General features: G+C 48.1%; 15 protein-coding genes, 1 tRNA gene and 1 pseudogene. 8 read left to right on the forward strand and 9 right to left on the reverse strand.

What is annotated here, in order from left to right; translation table 11 throughout:
* Positions 1 to 23 precede the first annotated feature (23 nt).
* The gene (locus AC0WRU_RS15065; RefSeq protein ID WP_476125372.1) at positions 24 to 788 is read left to right on the forward strand and encodes an MBL fold metallo-hydrolase; all 765 of its coding nucleotides are present in this window, start codon (positions 24 to 26) and stop codon (positions 786 to 788) included.
* Positions 789 to 909: 121 nt separating this feature from the next.
* On the opposite strand, the gene AC0WRU_RS15070 is transcribed toward AC0WRU_RS15065, so the two are convergent.
* Entirely contained in the window at positions 910 to 1,146 is a 237-nt protein-coding gene (locus AC0WRU_RS15070; protein ID WP_025684272.1) for a DUF3892 domain-containing protein, read from the reverse strand.
* An 88-nt stretch (positions 1,147 to 1,234) separates the two neighbouring features.
* Positions 1,235 to 1,678, reverse strand: coding sequence for a GNAT family N-acetyltransferase (locus tag AC0WRU_RS15075; protein ID WP_025684273.1), 444 nt, complete (start codon positions 1,676 to 1,678; stop codon positions 1,235 to 1,237).
* A 140-nt stretch (positions 1,679 to 1,818) separates the two neighbouring features.
* Here AC0WRU_RS15075 and AC0WRU_RS15080 point away from each other — a divergent pair.
* Positions 1,819 to 1,890: transfer RNA gene (locus tag AC0WRU_RS15080), tRNA-Val, on the forward strand.
* Between the two features lie 200 nt (positions 1,891 to 2,090).
* On the opposite strand, the gene nirD is transcribed toward AC0WRU_RS15080, so the two are convergent.
* The gene (gene nirD / locus AC0WRU_RS15085; RefSeq protein WP_476125373.1) at positions 2,091 to 2,420 is read right to left on the reverse strand and encodes a nitrite reductase small subunit NirD; all 330 of its coding nucleotides are present in this window, start codon (positions 2,418 to 2,420) and stop codon (positions 2,091 to 2,093) included.
* A gap of 13 nt (positions 2,421 to 2,433) precedes the next feature.
* Positions 2,434 to 4,866, reverse strand: coding sequence for a nitrite reductase large subunit NirB (gene nirB, locus AC0WRU_RS15090; RefSeq protein ID WP_476125374.1), 2,433 nt, complete (start codon positions 4,864 to 4,866; stop codon positions 2,434 to 2,436).
* A gap of 446 nt (positions 4,867 to 5,312) precedes the next feature.
* Between nirB (AC0WRU_RS15090) and AC0WRU_RS15095 the strand changes: the two genes are divergently transcribed.
* Positions 5,313 to 5,915, forward strand: a complete 603-nt coding sequence (locus AC0WRU_RS15095; protein ID WP_476125375.1) for an ANTAR domain-containing response regulator — start codon at positions 5,313 to 5,315, stop codon at positions 5,913 to 5,915.
* 19 nt (positions 5,916 to 5,934) lie between these two features.
* Positions 5,935 to 7,008, forward strand: a complete 1,074-nt coding sequence (locus AC0WRU_RS15100) for an anthranilate phosphoribosyltransferase (protein ID WP_476125376.1) — start codon at positions 5,935 to 5,937, stop codon at positions 7,006 to 7,008.
* A 134-nt stretch (positions 7,009 to 7,142) separates the two neighbouring features.
* On the opposite strand, the gene nasC is transcribed toward AC0WRU_RS15100, so the two are convergent.
* The gene (nasC, locus tag AC0WRU_RS15105) at positions 7,143 to 9,323 is read right to left on the reverse strand and encodes an assimilatory nitrate reductase catalytic subunit NasC (protein ID WP_476125377.1); all 2,181 of its coding nucleotides are present in this window, start codon (positions 9,321 to 9,323) and stop codon (positions 7,143 to 7,145) included.
* Between the two features lie 68 nt (positions 9,324 to 9,391).
* A complete protein-coding gene (nirB, locus tag AC0WRU_RS15110; protein WP_476125378.1) occupies positions 9,392 to 11,587 on the reverse strand; it encodes a nitrite reductase large subunit NirB in 2,196 nt (731 codons plus the stop codon).
* A 408-nt stretch (positions 11,588 to 11,995) separates the two neighbouring features.
* Between nirB (AC0WRU_RS15110) and AC0WRU_RS15115 the strand changes: the two genes are divergently transcribed.
* From AC0WRU_RS15115 to AC0WRU_RS15125, 3 genes and pseudogenes are all read left to right on the forward strand, one after another.
* Positions 11,996 to 13,237, forward strand: a complete 1,242-nt coding sequence (locus AC0WRU_RS15115; RefSeq protein WP_476125379.1) for a nitrate/nitrite transporter — start codon at positions 11,996 to 11,998, stop codon at positions 13,235 to 13,237.
* Between the two features lie 389 nt (positions 13,238 to 13,626).
* Entirely contained in the window at positions 13,627 to 15,345 is a 1,719-nt protein-coding gene (locus tag AC0WRU_RS15120; RefSeq protein WP_476125380.1) for an NAD-dependent malic enzyme, read from the forward strand.
* Between the two features lie 104 nt (positions 15,346 to 15,449).
* Positions 15,450 to 15,953: pseudogene (locus tag AC0WRU_RS15125) on the forward strand (AEC family transporter).
* Here the strand turns inward: AC0WRU_RS15125 and AC0WRU_RS15130 are convergent.
* Positions 15,857 to 16,162 (reverse strand): hypothetical protein, encoded by a 306-nt coding sequence (locus AC0WRU_RS15130; protein ID WP_476128717.1) that lies wholly within the window; start codon positions 16,160 to 16,162, stop codon positions 15,857 to 15,859. The pseudogene AC0WRU_RS15125 and the gene AC0WRU_RS15130 sit on opposite strands and share 97 nt — an antisense overlap.
* Positions 16,163 to 16,261: 99 nt before the next feature.
* Between AC0WRU_RS15130 and AC0WRU_RS15135 the strand changes: the two genes are divergently transcribed.
* Positions 16,262 to 18,025, forward strand: a complete 1,764-nt coding sequence (locus AC0WRU_RS15135; protein ID WP_476125381.1) for a methyl-accepting chemotaxis protein — start codon at positions 16,262 to 16,264, stop codon at positions 18,023 to 18,025.
* Positions 18,026 to 18,121: 96 nt separating this feature from the next.
* On the opposite strand, the gene AC0WRU_RS15140 is transcribed toward AC0WRU_RS15135, so the two are convergent.
* Positions 18,122 to 19,174 carry a glycoside hydrolase family 53 protein gene (locus AC0WRU_RS15140; protein WP_476125382.1) on the reverse strand — a complete coding sequence of 351 codons (1,053 nt, stop codon included), beginning with the start codon at positions 19,172 to 19,174 and terminating at the stop codon, positions 18,122 to 18,124.
* 94 nt (positions 19,175 to 19,268) lie between these two features.
* Positions 19,269 to 21,365: a beta-galactosidase gene (locus AC0WRU_RS15145; RefSeq protein WP_476125383.1), complete on the reverse strand. Its 2,097-nt coding sequence runs from the start codon at positions 21,363 to 21,365 to the stop codon at positions 19,269 to 19,271.
* Positions 21,366 to 21,370: the final 5 nt, after the last annotated feature.

Genomic DNA, 21,370 nt, shown 5'->3' on the forward strand with positions numbered 1-21,370 from the left:
TTAGCCTGGAGGGTGAAATACGAATGAGCCTGACCATACAAATGCTAGGCACAGGCAGTGCCTTTGCCAAAAACTATTACAACAATAACGCACTGCTGGATAGTGGAGAAGGCAAGCTGCTAATCGACTGTGGAACAACCGCTTCGCTGGCTCTGCACCAAATGGGTGTCCCATTGCCCGAAATTGACGCCATTCTGATCACCCACATTCACGCCGATCATGTCGGAGGTCTGGAAGAGTTTGGATTTCAAATGAATATCCTACATGGTCACAAACCTGTGCTTTGTATCGCAGAACCGCTAATTCATCCATTATGGGAAAATACGCTCAAGGGGGGCATGTCACAGCAAGGAATGATTGGCAAGCTGGAGGATGTGTTTGAGGTAAACGTTCTGACGCCTGGTGAATCCACCAGCTTAATATCTGGCATCGAAGTTGAGCTCATTCCTACCCGTCATATCCCCGGTAAAGACAGCTACTCCCTGTTCATTAATGACCGTCTTTTTTATAGTGCGGATATGATCTTTGATCCTGGCCTGCTGAATCAACTGGTACACGAGCGGGGCTGTCGCAGCATTTTGCATGAGGTTCAATTACAGGGTGCAGGAGAAGTCCATACGACGTTGGACGAGCTACTCAGCTTGCCAATCCTGCTTCAAGGGCGGATTCGTCTCATGCACTATAGTGACGACATGGAGCAATTCAGGGAAAAGGCTGGAGTCATGTCCTTTCTGGAACAGCAGCGCGTATACAACATTGTGGAGTTGGAACGCACGGAGCAAAAATAATACTGGATACAAAGTGAAATAACAAAAAGCCGCCGGGTTTCCAACTGGAAAAAGAGCCCGGCGACTTTGGCATATACTTGCGTGCAGTTATGTGCTTAGCGATAGATGCTTGAAATAAACGTCAGAACAACGGCAACTGATCCAAATTATTCGTAGGATCTCCATCGGCATCTCCGCGAATCCGCTTGCTTCCATCCTTGGCTTTGAATACATTGACCCCGGCAATCGAGCCTGCTTCAATTTCATTTAGAGCCTGACTGTAATCCAAAACCCGTCCGGTAGACGTCTGAAATGACATCAGATCACCATCACCGTTTTTACGTACTGCCGTAATTTGTTCCCGTTCTGCATTAGCCATGCTGCATCGCTCCTTATCCATAGTATAGTGGAGGAACTTTTACTAGCATGCACCCTATGCAGAATTATATGCATCTTTGTACTGCCACCTACAGCTTTTTGCGCATACGCACATGTGGAATCCCGGCATCGTCAAAAGGTTCTTCTGAAATCGTCTCGTAACCGAGCTTCTCGTAAAATTTTTCAGCTTGACATTGAGCATCCAGCAGCGAATGCCGTAGCCCCAGCTCACGCGCACGTTCCTCCAGAGCCAGCAGTAATATACGTCCGTAACCCCCTGAACGATGCTCCTTGAGAACCGCAATACGTTGCATTTTAGCTGTATCTTCCTCATAGTAGGTCAAGCGTCCCGTTGCCACCATCTTACCATGATCAGAGATCAGCAAATGATGTACAGTATCCCCCAGCTTGTCATAATGGTCGATTTCTAGATCGAGAGGAACCTTTTGCTCTTCGACAAACACTTTGGTACGGATCAATATTGCCTCCCGTAGCTGCTCCTCTGTTGTTACACTTATAATTTCTGCGGCCATCATCCGCTCCCCCTTATCATTGCTTCATTTTGAAAACTCACTAAATTTGAATTATATATAAAATGGTAATGAAGTACAATCTAATTTCTATTTTTCTACTTTACATTTATCGTTAATACATGATATTATCTAATAACCGAAGGACGGTAGCTCAGCGGGAGAGCATTATCTTGACAGGGTAAGGGTCATGGGTTCGATCCCCATCCGTCCTATACGTCAAAAGCCTTGATACTTAAGGCTTTTTTGTTTATTTAGAGATGAATTGGGTACTATAAGAAGAGCAAAACAGATTACCTATACATATTGAGTCAATTGTTTAGCGATTCTTCGTTAATCATACTTAGAAGATAAAAAGCCGACCAGAAAATAGGGTCGGCTTTTCTGTATGCTCAGCTTAATATACACAGAAACCTTAGATTACGATATAAACAGCTCCGCTCTCATTGTCAATCTCCGTGGGGTAAGCGGTCACACATCCAGTATCCGGCTCTAGCACCCTTCCGGTGGATAGGTCGATTTTCCAGTCATGGAGCGGACAATGGACTGCTGATCCACATATCATTCCTTCAGATAACCGTCCCCCTTTGTGCGGGCAACGGTTCTCAAGCGCACGCACGCTGCCGTCGCTCAGGCGGAATACGGCTATCTCTGTATTATGAATGAGAACTGTCCTTGCTCCACGTCGGTCAATTTCGTTCAGATCGGCTATCCTGATTCTGCTGGTTGTGGTATTGGTCTCCATTGTAATCAGCCCCCTATTCCGTTACTGGCTTAAGTTCTGGCAGCCGCACAAAATTCTTGCGTAGCTCTTCGTCATGAATGATTTCGTGCCACGGATCAGTCGTCGTGCTTAGCGTTTCCTCAATTCTGCTCACCAGTTGCTGTCTCGTCTCCTCATTCGCAAGTGCCTGCTTGATGGATTCCAACCCGACTCGTTCCACCCAGTGGGCTGTGCGCTCGTTCCAATTCGCCTGCTCACGATAATATTGCAAGTAAGCACCGGTCCATTCCATCACTTCATCCTCCGTTTTAACGGTACAAAGCAGTTCAGCCGCCCGTACCTTAATACCGCCGTTACCCCCGACGTAGATCCCCCAGCCACCGTCAATAGCGACGACGCCCAAATCCTTGATCGTCGCTTCGGCGCAGTTCCGCGGACAACCAGACACAGCCAGTTTAACTTTAGATGGCGCATTCAGACGTTCAAATGCCTTTTCCAACCGGATGCCCATGCCCATAGCGTCCTGAGTGCCGAAGCGGCAGAAGGTGTTACCGACGCATGTCTTAACCGTTCGCAGTGTCTTCCCGTAGGCATGCCCAGACGGCATATCCAACTCGGACCAGATACCCGGCAAATCCTCCTTTTTCACACCAAGCAGGTCAAGACGTTGTCCGCCCGTAAATTTCACCAGAGGCACATTGTATTTCTCCGCGACAGCAGCAATTTTCTTCAAGTCCGCAGGTGAAGTAACTCCTCCGTAAATACGGGGTACGACGGAATATGTGCCGTCTTTCTGGATATTGGCATGGTACCGTTCATTCGTGAATCTGGATTCCTTCTCATCTGCGTATTCCATCGGCCACAGCATACCAAGATAATAATTGAGGGCTGGGCGGCATTTGGTGCAGCCTTCCGGCTCGTTCCATCCCAGCACATTCATAACTTCTTTGACGCTCTTCAATCCCATTTCCCGAATGCCATCAATGATCGCTTCCCGGTCAAGCGTCGTACAGCCACAGATACCCTCTTTAATTGCTTCCCCAGTTTCGGAGCCTGCGTACAGCTGTAAAAGCCCCTCCACTAATGGCTTGCAGCCGCCGCATGATGCCGATGCCTTCGTGCAGGCCTTAATCTCCCCAAGGCTCCGGCAACCAGCCGCAACCGCCTCTCCGATGTCACCCTTGGATACACCATTACATCCGCATACAATTTCGTCATCAGGCATTTGCTCCAGCATCATGGCGCCACCAGCTTCTGGTTGACCGGGATTGAAGCCGAGTAAAAGCTCTTTCTCTCGGCCAACCACCGACTCGCCACTTTTGATCAGAGAAAACAGCATAGCTCCGTCAGACGTATCCCCAAACAGAACGGCTCCGATCAGTTTTTCTTCCTTGATGACGATTTTTTTGTAGACGCCGCCAATATCATCCTGATACCGCAGGGAACGTGTTCCCGGCTCGTCCTTGTAACTCCCTGCTGAAAACACGTCTACGCCCGACACCTTCAACCTTGTAGAGGTGACGGAACCACTGTAGCCGGGAGTCTCCATTCCCGCGAGTCGCTGAGCCAGCACACCACCCTGCTCATATAATGGAGCTACCAGCCCGTAAGTGATTCCCCGGTGTTCTGCACATTCGCCAACGGCGTATATACCAGGGATATTCGTTTCCATGTAATCATTTACGATAATGCCGCGGTTTACAGGGATTCCCGCCGACACCGCCAGTTCAATGTCTGGTAAGATGCCTACCGCCATAACGATCAGGTCTGCTTCCAACTCACTGCCATCGGCAAATTTCAATCCTTCCACGCGGCGACGACCCGTAATAGCCGCCGTTCGCTTATTGACCAGAAAAGTCATTCCCTGCTCCTCCAGCTCGCGCCGTAGCATAAGGGAAGCGGCCTCATCCAGCTGCCGATCCATAATATGTCCATTAATATGAATAACTGTAACGTCCATGCCCAAGTTGAGCAGCCCCCTGGCTGCCTCCAACCCAAGCAATCCGCCGCCGATGACAGCTGCTTTTTTGTGCGTCTTCGACGTCTCCATCATCGTCTCGCAGTCACGGATATCCCGGAAACCGATAACACCATCCTTGTCTGCTCCTGGAAGCGGCAGAATGAAGGCTTTGGAGCCTGTTGCCAGCAACAATAAATCATAAGAGACGCATACGCCGGAGCGTGACGTCACCTGCCGCTTTTCCGTGTCGATAGCTGTGACTGGATCATCGGTATACAATCGGATATTGTTGTCTTCATACCAACTCCAGTCGTTGATGACAATATCCTGCAAACCAGCCCCTCCGGCCAAAACGGAGGACAGCATAATCCGGTTATAGTTTGGATGGGGCTCGGCCCCGAATACCGTAATCTCATAGGTGCCTGGTGCGATCTTCAGCAAATGTTCGAGAGTACGTATCCCCGCCATTCCGTTGCCGACCAGCACTAACTTTTTGTTATAGTTCATCAGGTCACTCCCCTTCCATTTCTATCCTCAAAACATAAAAAGCCTGCTTCACATAGGGGAATTCAAAACATCCCTCCCACATGTGAAAACAGGCTCCATTGCCGTTTCATCGAATACGCCGTTGTATCCATCAGAGTATGGAATTAAAAAGTACTGTAGCCAATATATAATGATTCAAGTTAGATGTCAATATTCCTTACGCATAATCTTATAAAAATTATATTTTATCACCATGTAACATGTTTATGACGTATAAAATATCACTCTCCTACAAAATTAGGATTGATTTTCAGTCAAAAACACGCCAAAATGGTTTAAAAGTCCGTTTGAACTTGATAACGATGAAAAAAACAGGCAGCCAGACAAAATCCCATGTCATATTTGTTATCAATGAATACCATCACCATCGTTAACTACCCTTCATGTTACAGAGAGGAGGAGCCCGCTTGCGTTCCTTGTTGGTAATTCACTTACATTCTGACCATGTATCCGAGCAGGCACACGCCGTTTCCCCACGGCAGGCAGGACCCGAGCACCTTTTAGAGTCCAACGGATACCTACCTCTACCCTGCCGCAATGAATCTGAAATTAAACAGCTAATCCATAATGCAGATGCGGCGGTACTAAACATACCTGTCGGCACGATCAGCATGTGGGGCGACAGGTTGAAGCAAACCAAAGCGGTCCCGTTGCTCTGGTGGTGCAGCGCGGAATCAGCACTGTCATCGACGGAGGCTTGTGAGGCCGATGTTACTGTCGACGGCATTCTAACCCCTTCCATGGCAGCCCATGAGCTGAATTGGGCTCTTCATTTTAGCGCCAAACGCTTTTTTGAACGCCAGCACTGGCAAAGCGAACGCAAACAACTGACCGCTCGACTGGAAGAACGCAAATGGATTGATATGGCGAAAGGAATACTTGGCGAAGTAAACGGAATCCCAGAAGCTGAGGCATACGATCTACTGCGTAAAAAAGCGATGAACGATCGCAAACGGATCGTTGATGTGGCCATCTCCATTGTCAAAGCACAGCAAATGCTAAAAGCATAAATCTGAAAGGGGCTTGAACATGAATATCATTGAAATATTAAAAGAAGTTGGACGCGGCAAAAGAGGCGCCCGGGATCTGAATTACGCCGAAGCCGAAGCCGCTGCTGAACTTATTATGACCCGGTCGGCAACCCCTGCTCAAATCGGAGCTTTCTTTGCCGCGGAACGCATCAAAATGGAGAGTATTGCCGAGCTGGAAGCATTCGTAAATGTCTGCCGTAAATATACCCACCGCTTTCCCATGCAGGAAGGTATTGATTTCGCCGGTCCGTACGATGGCAGGAAGTCATCATTTATCGCCACTTTCGCAACTGCCTTTCTACTCGCCTCGTACGGAATACCAGTAACGATGCATGGCAGTGCACCACTCCCTCCCAAATGGGGTGTTACGCTCCCGCTTTTACTGCAGGAAATGGGGGTAACGTCCGGGAACATGACACGCGAAACCGCCATTCATGCCGCGAAGCTGACGGGTGTACTGTTCGTAGCCTCCGAACAATGGTGCGCGCCCCTGCGAGATCTGCGGCCCATTCGCGAAGAGCTGGGGCTTCGCACAGTGCTGAATACAGCCGAGAAACTGGTTGATTACGGTTCTTCCCCGTATATTGTATTCGGCGTTTTCCACAATACCGTGTTCGATAAGACGGCGAAACTTATGCAAAATCTGAATTATCGCAGGGCTCTGATCGTCCAGGGGAGCGAAGGATCGGAGGACCTGTTCATCGACCGGCCGACCCGGACTTACCTGCTTGCTAACGGCGAGGTGTCACTGCAGGTTATTGATCCGGAAATGTACGGGCTGGATTCGGTGATACCAGAGCATAACTGGACGCCAGCCGAACAGCTACGCATAACGGAGGAAGTGCTGCAGGGCACAGCTCCTATAGCCTTTTCGAATCAAGTGCTACTCAACGGCGCGGTCCGGCTGTTCGTTGCAGGGCGAGTCGACTCCGTAGAGGAGGGTTTGTATACCTGCAAACCGCTGCTGGAAAACGGGGCCGCCTGGAATTTGTATTGTTGCTGGCGTGAAGCTATGCTCAGAAATGAAATAAAAACGGGAGCCAGCATATCTGAAACCCGATTGCATTTATAATATTAGTGTCACGCAGTCTGGTGATTGTGGGCCATAAACTGTACAGATCAAAAAGGCCAGCCCCCGCAGCTCATACAAAGGGGGCTGGCTTTTTATGCAAAGAAAAAGGAAAATCCACTTACACTGTTCCTGTTTTAGAACTGAGACCACTTCCCATTATCTGCACTGATCGATTCTACAGCCAGGTGAAGGGGACGGATGCGTACAGCAGCAGTTTTGAAGCCGGGCATCCGGCAGAACGGATCAAGATCGGGCCGGGTCGCCCGATTTACATTTTGCGCCCCGCCCCAATGTATGGGTACGAAGAGCGTGTCTTCGCGGATATGTGGTTTGATCCGGCTACGGACGGTGAAGCTGCCGCGCTGTGATGCTATTTCTACCCACTCCCCGTCCCTGATATGCCAGCGTCGCGCTGTACGCGGATGAATTTCAACATAATTTTCAAGCTCTCGCGCGGCCAGCGACGGACTTCTGCGTGTTTGTTCACCGGTCAAATAGTGAGCCAGCACGCGGCCATTCGTCAAAATAAGCGGGTACTCCTCTGATATCTCCTCTCCTGCTCCACAGCTTTCAACCACCGTAAAAACAGCCTTTTGATCGGAATGGGCAAAGGTTTCCTGAAACATCGTATCCATACCGGCTTTGTCCGTAGACGGGCATGGCCAATATACTCCTTCCTCACGACGCAGCCTGTCATATGTGATCCCGTAGTAATCGGCAGGACCGCCCCGGCTGGCGAGCCGCAGTTCCTCAAAGATATGCTCGGCATCCCTGTACGAGAAGTAGCTGCCCTTGTTCAGCCTTGTAGCCATCTGACACAAAATGCTCCAGTCATCTCTAGCCTCGCCTGGTGCGGTCCGCGCGGCTTCCCGCAGCAGAACGCGTCCCTCCAGATTGGTCATCGTCCCCGTATTCTCCAGATAAGACGTTACAGGCAAAACAATGTCGGCCATCCGCGCGGTTTCAGTGAGAAACATATCCGCCACAACCAACAAATTCAGCTTTTTCAGCGCTTCCTCCACCAGCCGGACATTCGGGTTAGATACAACAGGGTTAGATCCCATCACGAACAAAGCTTGGATTTCTCTCTGATGAACAAGCTCCATCATTTCATAGGCCGACACTCCTTTTCCCGGCAAACTACCTGGTTCAACTCCCCACACGGATGCCACATAGACTCGATCTTCTTCATTCTCAATCGATCTGTAGCCAGGGAGCTGGTCAGCCTTTTGGCCATGCTCTCGCCCCCCTTGCCCGTTCCCTTGGCCTGTGATGGCCCCGTAACCGCATCCTTCCCTTCCAATCTTGCCGGTGGCCAGCACCAGATTAAGAAATGCACGCACCGCCATATGTCCATCTGTCTGCTGCTCGACGCCCCTGGCCGTAAAAACGATGCCGGTGCCTACACTGCCAAAGGCGCGTGCAGCCTTTTGGATCATATCCAGATCAATTCCGCACAGCACAGCCGATTCGTTCAGATCCACATCATTCAAATGAGTCAAGAGCTGCTCGAACCCGTTAGTCCGCTTGCGGATAAACTCTTCATTCGCAAATCCTTCATCCACGATGACCTTTAGCATGGCATTGGCCAGCACAGCATCCGTACCTGGCTTGATTTGCAGGTGCAGATCGGCGGCCGCCGCCGTTGGTGTCGCGCGCGGGTCAATTACGATGACAAACGCGCCGTTTTCCTTCGCCTGGTGAAAATAAGGCATTAACGTCGGCTGGCATTCAGCGATATTCGTACCTGCCAGCACAATACAACGAGCTAACGGAATATCAGCCAGCCTGCAGGTCAGTCCGCGGTCAACGCCAAACACCTTGCTGCCAGCGGATGCCGCAGCCGACATGCAGAAGCGCCCGTTATAATCGATATAGCGCGTACCTACAGCCACTCTGGCAAATTTACCGAGTAAATAAGCCGTTTCATTGGATAGCGAACCTCCGCCGTACATGCCGATTGCATCGGGACCCTGCGTGGACAGTAGCGAAGAGAAACTGCTAGCTACAGCATCCATCGCCTCTTCCCACGTGACCGGAACAAGTCTGCCCGCTTTGCGCATGAGGGGCTGTACAAGCCTTTCCGCATGAGTCGCATGCTGATGCGCATTCATTCCCTTGATGCACAGCCTTCCCTGCGAGGCTGCATTAGGTTTTCCTTCCGCCTTATACACTGTACGGATGATACCCGCGAGTGTCTCCGTACACGTACTAACGGTCATCTTACATTGCACGCTACAAAACGGGCACTGTGTATCGATCACTGCCGGTGCGTGTAGCCCTGCTTCCGGTTTGCCTTCTCCTGACTGACACATAAAGTCTCCCCCCCTCCATTCTTCACAACTTTATTGTCTGCACACGCACGAATCGCTACAATTCCTGCTTAACCAGTTACCCCGTCCGCATTGTAGTCGCGCAGGCTATCCGCCATGCCCGCCAGTCCACTTCGAAGAGCTGCGTCGAGTACGCTTTCCCGCAGCACCAAAACGTCAGTCCGTTCAATCCACTCCCACATTTTTTCCCCATATCGTGCGTTATGCCGATATATTTTCAAACAAGCAGTAGCCATTAAGACCGCTTCTTCCAGGTTCTCCTCCACTCCAAGCAGCCGTCCCTGGCGAACCGGATGCTCCGCATGACCACCAGCATAAACCTCCCAGCCTGCTGGCGATCGGGATAACCCCATGTCGTGGACAAGCACACCTCCGGGATATTCCGGTCCCGGGCAAACTGCGACTGCAATCGGCGACGGCAACGCGCGGCTTCCCCAGACAGCCGACAACCGTTCTCTCATCCAGGCTACTTCTACAAAGGCCTCGCCGCGCATCAGGATTGGCTCAGAAAGTGTCTGATTCTCGGCATTCAGGCCCATAAAACGCAGACCCGCAGAGGCTGGTTCTCCGCCGTTCTGTGCGGCGGACTGGAACGCAACACCTGCGACTAATTGGCTTGACGCAGATCTGTCCCGCAACCCGAGAGATTCCAAATAATAAAGTACAGCCGGACGGCATAATTCACACCCCTGCTGTCTGGTCCAGCCGAGACTGGACATGACTTCCGCTGGAGTCCGACAGACTGCGGCCGCCATAGCTGTCTTAAGCGAATCATGATCGTAATGCGTACATCCGCACACAGGAACAACTTCTTGGGCGGTCGGAGTAACTACAACTCCGGAAACTGTTGATCGGGACAAACCACTTTTGACCAGTGCAGCCACCAGCGGTCGACAGCCACCACAGGAACCGGATGCTTTTGTCCGGCTCTTCACCTCTTCCACGGTCTTTAGCTTATCTGTAGTGATCGCTCGCAAAATAGTCCCCTTGCTCACGCCGTTGCACGCACATACCGTCTCCTCTTCCGGTAGCGCGGCGGCCGCTTCCTCCGCTCTGCTCACACCTCTATCTTGTGAAGTAAGCTCTGCAGTCGGTGCGCCGCGCCGTACCATTCCAAGCAGCGAGGTACTTTCCGCCGTATCTCCGAACAAAATAGCGCCGGTGACAGCGCCATTGCGCATCATCACTTTTTTGTAAATCCCCCGCATACCGTCATATTCCATCACCGCTGTCTCGTTTCCCTCTTCGCGAATGTCTCCTGCGGAAAACACATGAATCCCCGCAACCTTAAGCTGCGCATACGGGACCGACCCTTCATAGGGAGCCGTTTCACGACCACAAATGACTTTTGCCAACACTTTACCCTGCTCATATATCGGCGCCACCAGCCCATATGAAATTCCGCGGTGCTCAGCACATTCGCCGACTGCGTAAATACCGGGAATACTTGTGCGCATATAATCATCCACGACAATGGCACGGTTGACTGTCAGACCGCTGTTCTGAGCTAATTCGATATTCGGTCGGATACCAACCGCCAGCACAACCAAATCCGTTTCCAGCCTGTTCCCGTCCGCAAACATCAATCCTTGCGCTCTGTTTCGGCCTATGATGTTGACCGTTTCCTTCGCCAAATGAAATCTCATACCCTGTTGCTCCAGCTTCCGCTGCAAAAGCACAGCCGCCGTCCGGTCAAGCTGACGGTTCATAAGATAATGGGCATTATGAACAACCTCAGTTTCCATCCCTAGATTCAGCAGGCCTTGGGCGGCCTCAAGCCCCAACAGCCCCCCTCCGATAACCGTGGCCTTGCGGTATGTTTTGGCATATCTCGCCATGGTTTCACAATCATTCACATCACGAAAGGCGATTACTCCCTGTTTCCGGGCTCCGGGAATGAGAGGCATGAAAGGCAATGAGCCAGTTGCCAGTATGAGTATGTCATAAGGCTTTTTCATGCCGGATTCCGTTTCCACCATCCCGGCTGCAACATCAATGCGACAGACGCGTTCACCGGCGTACAGCTTTACCCCGTTCTCTTCATACCAGTCCCAGTTATGGGTAATAATATGTTTGAATGAACTTTCACCCTGTAGCATTTTGGACAGGAGCACTCGGTTGTACCCGGGATGTGGCTCTGCACCAAATATCGTGATTTGGAACCGCTCTGGCTCCAGATTGAGTATTTCCTCCACACATTTGATACCTGCCATACCGTTGCCGACGACGACCAGTCTTTTCATCATATTAAACCAGCCCCATTCTCCGAATAAAATAAGACAGAAAAAGCCCTTCTCCATTCATAGGAAAAGGGCACCATTGCCACAAATGTCGGCACACCGTTGTGCCGATATGTACCTAAGATTAATGAATTGTGAATGTCATGTCAATATTCAATACATATAATCTTCATTTTTGTCTTTTTTTTATTTTTTATGTTATGTATATTGACATTTGTCGCATTGTTTTTTATAATCTGGATTAAAATCACTCGAACGTGATCGTATCAAGCTGACGCACAATGTGGTGTGTCAGTTACGGCAATGAAGCCGCAAATCGTCCCCAGACACCAGGCAGGGGAGATTCGCGGCTTTTTCACGTTCAAATTACATTTTGCGGACAAAGAACAAAAATAGGAACAGGAGAGATGGAGAATGAACAAACAAAGTTTCTGGCAAAGCGGGCACAAGCCCACCCTATTTGGCTCCTTTCTGTATTTTGATATCAGTTTTATGATATGGGGAATGATCGGACCGTTGGCCGTTGTAATTGCTAATGATTATCCAATGGACCCTGTACAAAAAGCCAATCTTGTCGCTCTACCGGTACTTGGCGGTTCCCTGCTACGACTCATGTTCGGCTTCATGTCGGATTATATTGGTCCAAAGCTCACCGGGCAGATCGGCATGCTTGTCACGATAATCCCTCTCCTGCTAGGCTGGCTGTGGGTTGATTCGCTGGAGCATTTGTACGTTGTCGCTCTGCTCCTGGGTGTGGCCGGAGCATCATTTGCAGCTGCGCTGCCGTTGGCTGGTCAATGGTACCCCAAAGAGCACCAAGGCTTGGCTATGGGAATTGCCGGTGCCGGTAACAGTGGAACTGTCCTTGCGACTTTGTTTGCCAACCGCATTGCCCAACATTTTGGCAGTTGGGAGGCCGTTTTCGGATTAGCCATCATCCCAATCTTAATCGTCTTCGTTCTGTTCAGTATTTTTGCCCGCAACAGCCCTCACCGCCCAGCACCAAAAAGTCTGTCGCAATATGCTTCGGTGCTCAAACAGGGGGATGCCTGGGTGTTCTGTGCCTTTTACTGCGTGACGTTCGGCGGATTCGTTGGCCTTTCTAATTATTTGACCATTTTCTTCAATACCCAATATGGCCTCTCCGCGGTACAGGCCGCCGATTTTGCGACCGTTTGTGTGATTGCCGGAAGCTTCTTTCGTCCTGTAGGCGGCTTTTTGTCCGACCGGATTGGTGGTTCACGCATGTTAATGTACTTGTATGCCGGAGCCGGGATTATGCTCGCTGGCATTGCGTTTTTACCGCCACTTCCCGTGGTAGTTGTGCTGCTATTCGTAGGCATGATGTGCCTTGGCGCTGGCAACGGCTCCGTATTCCAGCTCGTGCCGCAGCGGTTCGGCAACGAAATCGGGCTCATGACCGGCATCGTGGGCGCTGCTGGTGGCATAGGCGGGTACTTACTTCCCCTTATCCTGGGTCATCTGTACAAATCAACGGGTTCGTATATGCCAGGCTTCATCTGTCTGAGCCTGATCACGTTCTGTGCCTTTACCCTCGTCATCATAATGCAATTGAAATGGCGTAACAGCTGGATGCGACGCTCTGCAACAGTTACCGATGAAGCCGTCAATCGCATCGGAAAATTAAATGTCTGATGTTCATATTAAAGATAAAGCTGCGAAGCATTAAATTTTGACCCTCAACCATCCCTATAGCCAAAAAATAGCTTAACTTCGTTTATATAAGATGAAGTTTAAGCTATTTTTTATGCATACTTAGTTGGGCCTTAAAGACCTATGATAAATGCCACATTTAATCAAGATTTACCGAAAATATTATGAAAGATAAATGAAAGTTAAATGAAATTTTCATTTGAAAAACATTGAAAGCAGCTTTCATTTTCATAATTTTTCTTATGTAAACACTTATATAACTATTTTTCACACAACATACTTGTTCACTTGGTTTAAAATAAGGCGTATACTTATTCACGAATTGTTCAAGGATTAATTAAATGTAATTTTCTAGAAAGAAGGAATTGGAAATGCGTGCTTTTCATTTTACGGAAGACGGATCTATCGAAACCAAATTAACCGGAAAGGATCTACTTGCCAACCCACTGCTGAATAAAGGAGTAGCATTTACTTTGGAAGAACGACAGCAGCTTGGACTTGACGGTCTCCTTCCTCCTACGATTTTAACTATTGAGGAGCAGGTTCAACGGGTTTACGAGCAATTTCAGAGCCAACCGGATAATTTGCGTAAAAATGTTGCGTTAAATGATCTTTTTAATCGGAATACGGTCCTTTATTATCGTTTGCTCTCTGAGCACCTGAGCGAAATGCTTCCGATTGTTTATACACCAACAGTCGGTCAGGCTATACAGGAATACAGTCATGAATATCACAAGCCAGGCGGTATGTATTTATCTATTGATAATCTTGCGGGCATTGAAGAGGCTTTTAAGAATTTGAACCTAGACCCTGAAGATATCGACCTGATCGTAGCCACAGATTCCGAAAGTATTTTGGGAATCGGAGACTGGGGAGTCGGAGGTATTAATATCTCTATCGGTAAGCTTGCTGTGTATACAGCTGCTGCTGGTATCGATCCTAGCCGGGTGCTGGCAGTTGTGCTTGATGCAGGTACAAACAACGAGAAGCTGTTGGAGGATCCTCTATATATGGGGAATCGTCATAAACGTGTACGTGGAGAACAATACGATCAATTTATTGATACTTATGTTCAAACTGCACTGTCTTATTTCCCGAATGCGCTACTGCACTGGGAAGACCTGGGCAATGTCAACGCCCGGAACATTATCAATAAATACGGAAGCAGTATCTTGACATTTAATGATGATATTCAAGGAACTGGTGCAGTTACGCTGGCAGGCGTTATGTCTGGTGTTACACTGTCCGGAGTCCCACTGAGCAAGCATCGAGTTTTGGTATTTGGTCCAGGAGCCGCGGGTATCGGTAACGCAGATCAAATTAGTGCAGCCATGATGCTGGAAGGACTATCGGAAACTGAAGCAAGAAGTAACTTCTGGGCTTATGATTACAGAGGTCTGCTTACTAATGAAACAGAGGGTCTTTTCCCATTCCAGGTTCCTTATGTACGGGATGCCGCAGAATGCCGTGACTGGGAACATGCTGAAGATGGGAAAATCCCTCTGCTTGAAGTCATTCGCCGTGTGAAACCGACTATTATGATCGGAACTTCCGGTGTTACTGGGGCATTTAGTGAGGAAATTGTTAAAGAGATGGCCAAGCATACAGAACGCCCTATTATTATGCCTATGTCCAATCCGACTCCACTGGCTGAAGCAACTCCGGAGGACTTGATCCGCTGGACTGAAGGAAAAGCACTGATTGCAACAGGAAGTCCTTTTGAGCCGGTAATCTATAACAATATTAAGTTTGAAATTGGGCAATCCAACAATGCTTTCGTGTTCCCGGGTCTTGGTCTTGGCGCAATCGTGGTAAAATCCAAAATTATAACAGATAGCATGTTTGCAGCTGCTGCCCATGCAGTAGCTCAAATGGTTGATTTGTCAGAGCCTGGTGCTTCACTGCTGCCGAAAATCAGCGAGCTGCGTGAAGTGTCTGTAGCTGTAGCTGTAGCAGTTGCAGAGGCTGCGGTTCAGGATGGCGTAGCACGTCACCAGCCCGATGATATCCGCCAAGCGGTTCGGGATGCAATGTGGGACTGCAAGTATAGACCGTTCAAACAGAATGGCAAAGAAACTGTCCTGGTTTAAGATTAGCGAACAACGTCAGGTTGTATTTGCATTCAAGCAAAGTAATTATTGATTACCCGATGTCCGCCAGCCATTTGGCGGACATCTTCATTGGAAGCGACATTATGGCTACGGGCCATATTTTTATCATATTAATTCCTATTTTCTTGTCATTTTAATTGGTTATTTTGCAGGTATGTTCAAAGCATTTAATTCTGCTTCTTCCAAAGGACTTAATACACTGGTAACCAAATTTGCGTTACCTGCACACTTATTTATTGGTATTACGACGACATCAAGGGAAACATTGATTCAAAAATAGCCTTTTCTGGTCGCCCTGCTTCTTGGGGTTATCGGCTTTTATATCGTCTTGCTCGTAGGATATCGCTTAATCGCCAAAAAAGCTCTGACCGAATCCTCCATGTTCGCTAGGTATCGCTGTACTCATAGGACTGTCCCATGAAGATGTAACCAAAGCTGTACTGCTTGTTGCATTTCCCGGTTCGGCGGTTGCCGCTATGATTGCTACCCGTTATGAAACGCTGGAAACGGAGGCCGCATCTGCTTTTGTCATTAGCTCCGTATTGTCGCTTATTTCACTCCCCCTGCTCATTTCACTTCTTATATAAGTGACAGGAATTTTAATATTATCCAAATAATAAAATAATATAGTCATGCCGACAAGCGGTGGTTTCATAACGTTATTTCGTTGTAAGCCACCGCTTGTTATTCTGTAGCCTCCCATTTTCTTTTCTCCTCCAAGTCCTATTTTTCCCATATGAAAGTAACAAGAATCTTTGTCGGTTTTTGTCACTAATATGCAACCGATATTCTCCAAATTCAATAAATACCTAACATTTAGAAAGCAAATTGACGAAATACATAAGGGATAGGTTGTATATTAAAAATATATTTTAACTTAAAGGAGAAGAAACACGTGAAAAACTTGAAGTGGAGCACTATGTCCTTTTTTGGTAAAAATCTATTGATTTCATTCATTAACATCGTATTAATCGGTGCGATTCTCATCACATCCAGCTACATACTTCAAAAGAATATTCTCACCACACAGCTGCAAGACCAGGTTAAGGTGTTAACCAAAAAATGGGCACAAGATGTCGATAAAACACAAGTACAACAAGCCTTGACCGAAAAAGATTATAATGGCTCTGTTCAGCAAGATCTCCGCAAATTTCTCGACTCCATTCACACGTTTTATCCTAACGTTGCCCAAGCTTACATATTTGGTACAGAGTTAAAAAAAGGAGACCAAACCTCCATTATTGGCGTTCCTACAAATCTAGTTCAACCATTCCAAGATTCCAAAATGAACATAGGGGATATGTATCCTCTTCCTACTGCAAACGTAAATGCCGTAAATGAAATGCTAAAAACGAAAGAATCGGCGTTGAGCAGCTTTTACACCGACGATTATGGCACATGGACTACCATTGTTTATCCAATTACAGATGTAAGCGGTAAAATTACGAGCGCCATCTACTTTGACGTAGACGCAAGCTCGGTACCTGCCGGACTTCATAAACTGCTTTTATACGGTGTATCCCTGCTCATACTGTTCCTTGCTGTTTTCTTAACCATTCAATATTTGCTGGTAAAACGTACCCTTTCCCCGATTCGCAGCCTGATGAAGGGCATCGAGGAAGTGAGCGAGGGTAATCTGAATGTAAAAATCAAGACAGGTCTAGACGACCTTGGCATTATTAATCAAAAATTTAATACCATGATCAAACGCCTTAACGATACAATGGTGAAAGTACAGGATACGACGCAAGAAGTTACGGGATCAGCTCAGGAATTGCTAAGTATTAGCGAGAAAAACAGTGCGAATACGAACATCATTAACAGCAATATTCAGGAAATAACCCAGGGACTTGAAGCTCAGGATCACGCAGCACTTGAAAGCTCCAGGGCTATGAACGAAATGTCTACGGTTATCCAAACCATTGCCGAAAGTTCCTCATCCGTAGCAGATCAAGCTTATTCCATGGAAAAACGTTCGGTTGAAGGCAATCAGGTAGCCCAAAAGCTATCCACTCAAATGGATTCTATCTCCACTACAATAGAAAGTACAGTTGATTCCGTTAATGCGCTACAAAACCGATCTAACGAAATCAGTAATATCGTAAGCATCATTACAGGCATTGCTAGCCAAACGAACCTGCTTGCACTGAACGCTTCTATTGAAGCCGCCAGAGTCGGTGAAGAAGGCAAGGGTTTTGCAGTAGTAGCGGGAGAAGTGCGTAATTTGGCTGAACAATCTCAAGAGTCCGCCAAACAAATTGCAGAGCTTATTGAGGAAATTCAAAAGGAAATTAAACAAACCGTAAAAGATATGAGTCTAGGTACAAAAGAAGTTCACATCGGGCTGGAAGTTACAAAGCAGACAGGCGAAATGTTCTCTGAAATTTTAAATGCGGCTAATAAAGTATCGTCACAAATTCAGGAGGTATCCAGCGCAACGGAGCAGATCTCGGCCAGCACGCAGGAAATGTCAGCTACCTCTGACGAGTTATCTTCGACAGTTAGCAAAACAGTCGACAGCAGCAAACAAATTCAACAAACCATTGGGGAACAGGCTGAGTCTATGGTTTCTATTGTCCAGGCTTCTGACAAGCTTACATTGATGTCCGGGGAGCTGGAAGAGCTCATTTCGTTCTTCAAGGTGAACCGGGAAGCCTAATTTTATAACTTCCAAGTAAACCTAGATAACAATAAAGAACCTCTAGTCTGCATAGAATGCGAACTAGAGGTTCTTTGATATACTCTTACATACTTCTTAATTTATAAATCCTTCCAAAGCTGAGGTTGGCTTACCGTCAGCCTGCCAAGCACCTTTGTTATAGCCCTGATTGTAACCTGGAGTTGCAGCCGGCTCCCAATAAAATACCCCTGTGCCTTTGCCTCCCCCGATGTTCCGAACCTTCGTTTTGATATCGGCAATAAATGCCTTGGAAGTTGCAGGTTCATTATAATCCATTCCGATTTCACTGATGACAATACCTTTGCCGTATTTTGCAATCAAGTTATTGGCATTGGTAATCGTCTGATCCACCTTGCCCTTCCAGTCAGAAGAAGACGGATACAGAGACAGACCGATGAGGTCAAACTGAGCTCCATTATCAATCAGCCCGCCGATATTCCAGTTCAACACGGAACCGTTATCCCCGTTAGCTAAATGTACGATCGTCTTGGTACTGCTGCTTACCGATTTTACAGCGTTATTCCCCGTATTGACGAGCCACGCATAGTTTTTCATATTCACCGAGGCTTTGCCGTCATCCCAGAGCATTCCGTTGTTCGTCTCATTGCCGATCTGCACCCAGTCCGGTGTTACCCCCTTGCTTTTCATCGTGTTCATAACATAAACCGTATGGGACCAGACTGCATCCATAAGTTGTGTAAATGTGAAATTACGCCACTCATAAGGTTTGTTCTGCTGTCCGGGATCTGCCCAGGAATCGCTATAATGCAGCGTCAGCATGACACTCATGCCCAATTTTTTAGCTCGTTGCGCCAGTTCTGCTGCCTTTTCAGCATTCATGTATCCGCTTGCATAATCCTTCATGTCAGGGTTTACCCATACGCGGATGCGCACCGAATTGATCTGATAGTCGTCCCGCAAAATTTGCAACACATCCCGGCGAACCCCTTTTTTATCCTTCCATGTCATCCCCTGTGCTTCCATTCCTGCCACCCAGCTAATATCTGCTCCTTTGGCAAAAGCAGGGGCGGCCGAAGCCGCACCACCTCCCACAGAGCCAAATGGATACAAAAAGCTGGATAACAAGATCAACATCGCAAATACCATAGTTCGGTTACTTGTTTTCATAAGTCATCCCCAATCTGAATTGTATACTCCTCATTGCCTCTGACAAATCTGCCAGTTCCCTCACTCGGAAAAACGACAGCGATCACACTTTATATCATTTTCTATTTATAATCCGCTCTGTCTTTAGAACCTTAACAGCATAAGCACCCAATTGAACCTTGCTGTCTTCTATCACATGATTTTCGAGCATATCTGCATAAGTTCGTCCATCCAGCGTAATTTCTTGCGGCTCATGCGTGAAATTCAGTATAAAAATATAATCATGAACTCCATCGGTACGAATCGCCGTATTCACTCCATGCGGCAACTGCACATCGAGTGCTTTACTAATTCCTGCGCCATCAATCAGGCTTTTGTAAAAATGGCTGTGGAATGGTGCGGTGTTGCGTGAAGCGATGTAATAAGCCTTTCCCTGTCCCAAGCGGTTTACCGTCAAGGCCGGGCGTCCTGCATAAAAGTCTGAACCGTACAGAGCCAGTACCTCTGCACCCTCCGTATGAATGAGATCACACAATTCTACAGCTTCATACTCACCTTGCAGATCCAGCTCATTGCCTTCAACTGGTATAATATGATTACGGTCGTGATCATGCAACCCGTCAAGCTCTTCGGACCAGATCCCAAGCGTCTCACGAAGCGGCCCCGGAAAGCCTCCAAGGAAGCACAAATCATGTTCATCCACGATACCAGACCAATAGGTTGCTACGAAAATGCCACCGTTTTCAACAAACTGCTGGATTCGTTCGCCCACACCGCTGCGGACCATATACAGCATCGGAGCCACTACGAGTTTATATTTGGAGAAATCAGCATCCATATGAATGACATCTACAGGTACGCCCTGCTCCCATAGTGCCAAATAATGCGCCTGGGCGGTCTCCTCATATTTCACGCCTTTGTTTCGCGGCCCCTGTGAATCGTTGACTCCCCAGCGGTTCTCCCAGTCGAAAATGACTGCCGCCTCTGCTGGTACAGATGTGCCGATAACTTCCTCCAGCTTCTCCAGCGCGTTGCCCACATCTGTCACATCCCCGAACACCCGAGTATGCTCATGCCCCACATGATCGACGACTGCACCATGCAATTTTTCACTCGAACCGCGGCTTTTCCGCCACTGGAAATACTGGACTGTATCTGACCCATGTGCCACAGCCTGTAAAGACGATAGAAGATGCATTCCCGGCCGCTTCAGCTTGCTAATCTCCTGCCAATTCGTCAAGCTTGGCGTACTCTCCATCAGCATCCAAGGCTTGCCCCCCTTGATTGAGCGGATAATATCGTGCATCATAGCCACTTTCGCAGCCTGACGGCTATCATCTCCCTCACGGTCATGCCACGTCGGATAGCTATCCCAGGATATAACATCGAGCAGATCAGCAAACTTCCAGTAATTCAATCCTTCAAAAAACTCCATTAAATTGGTTGTGACCGGAATTGCTGGATTTGCAGCCTTGAGCGGCACAATCTCATGTTTGATAAAATCTGCGGTCTGATCGGTCACAAACCGCCTCCAGTCCAAATTCATGGCATGGACCTGTGTTTCACCGTGAGGTGCCGGAGACTCGATTTGGCTCCAATCCGTAACCGTATGACTCCAAAAGGTCGTCCACCATGCGTGATTAAGCTTATCCAGCGTGCCGTATTTATCCTTCACCCAGGTACGAAATGCCTCCTGACAATAATCACAGTGGCAATCCCCACCAAATTCATTGGAAATATGCCAACCAATGACAGCCGGATGATTCGCATAGCGCTCGGCCAGCTTTGTATTCATGATGCCTACTTTTTCCCGGTATACAGGCGACGTAAAGCAGTGGTTATGGCGGACTCCGTGCAGGTTGCGGACACGGTTAGCCTCCACACGTAGCACCTCTGGATATTTTTGTGACATCCAGGCCGGTCTAGCTCCACTAGGAGTAGCTAAAAACGCATATATTCCGTTCTCGGCAAACGAATCCAGGATACGGTCCAGCCATTCAAACGTAAATATACCTTCCTCAGGCTCCAATGCCACCCATGAAAAAATACCTACAGACATCACATTACATTTGGCCAGCTTCATCAGCCGAATATCCTCGTTCAACACCTCAGGATAATGCTGCCATTGCTCCGGATTATAATCCGCTCCATGCAGCATATGCGGAACGCGACTGCTAATGGGAGGATATTTGGTTATATTTTGATAAGTCAATTAAA

The sequence above is a fragment of the Paenibacillus sp. 1-8 genome (genome assembly GCF_056316205.1).

Coding starts and splice junctions, on each gene's coding strand:
- nirD (WP_476125373.1), bottom strand. CDS start 2,420: ATGGAGACCAATACCACAACCAGCAGAATCAGGATAGCCGATCTGAAC.
- AC0WRU_RS15140 (WP_476125382.1), bottom strand. CDS start 19,174: ATGAAAACAAGTAACCGAACTATGGTATTTGCGATGTTGATCTTGTTA.
- nirB (WP_476125374.1), bottom strand. CDS start 4,866: ATGAACTATAACAAAAAGTTAGTGCTGGTCGGCAACGGAATGGCGGGG.
- AC0WRU_RS15100 (WP_476125376.1), top strand. CDS start 5,935: ATGAATATCATTGAAATATTAAAAGAAGTTGGACGCGGCAAAAGAGGC.
- AC0WRU_RS15120 (WP_476125380.1), top strand. CDS start 13,627: ATGCGTGCTTTTCATTTTACGGAAGACGGATCTATCGAAACCAAATTA.
- AC0WRU_RS15115 (WP_476125379.1), top strand. CDS start 11,996: ATGAACAAACAAAGTTTCTGGCAAAGCGGGCACAAGCCCACCCTATTT.
- AC0WRU_RS15075 (WP_025684273.1), bottom strand. CDS start 1,678: ATGGCCGCAGAAATTATAAGTGTAACAACAGAGGAGCAGCTACGGGAG.
- nirB (WP_476125378.1), bottom strand. CDS start 11,587: ATGATGAAAAGACTGGTCGTCGTCGGCAACGGTATGGCAGGTATCAAA.
- AC0WRU_RS15070 (WP_025684272.1), bottom strand. CDS start 1,146: ATGGCTAATGCAGAACGGGAACAAATTACGGCAGTACGTAAAAACGGT.
- nasC (WP_476125377.1), bottom strand. CDS start 9,323: ATGTGTCAGTCAGGAGAAGGCAAACCGGAAGCAGGGCTACACGCACCG.
- AC0WRU_RS15065 (WP_476125372.1), top strand. CDS start 24: ATGAGCCTGACCATACAAATGCTAGGCACAGGCAGTGCCTTTGCCAAA.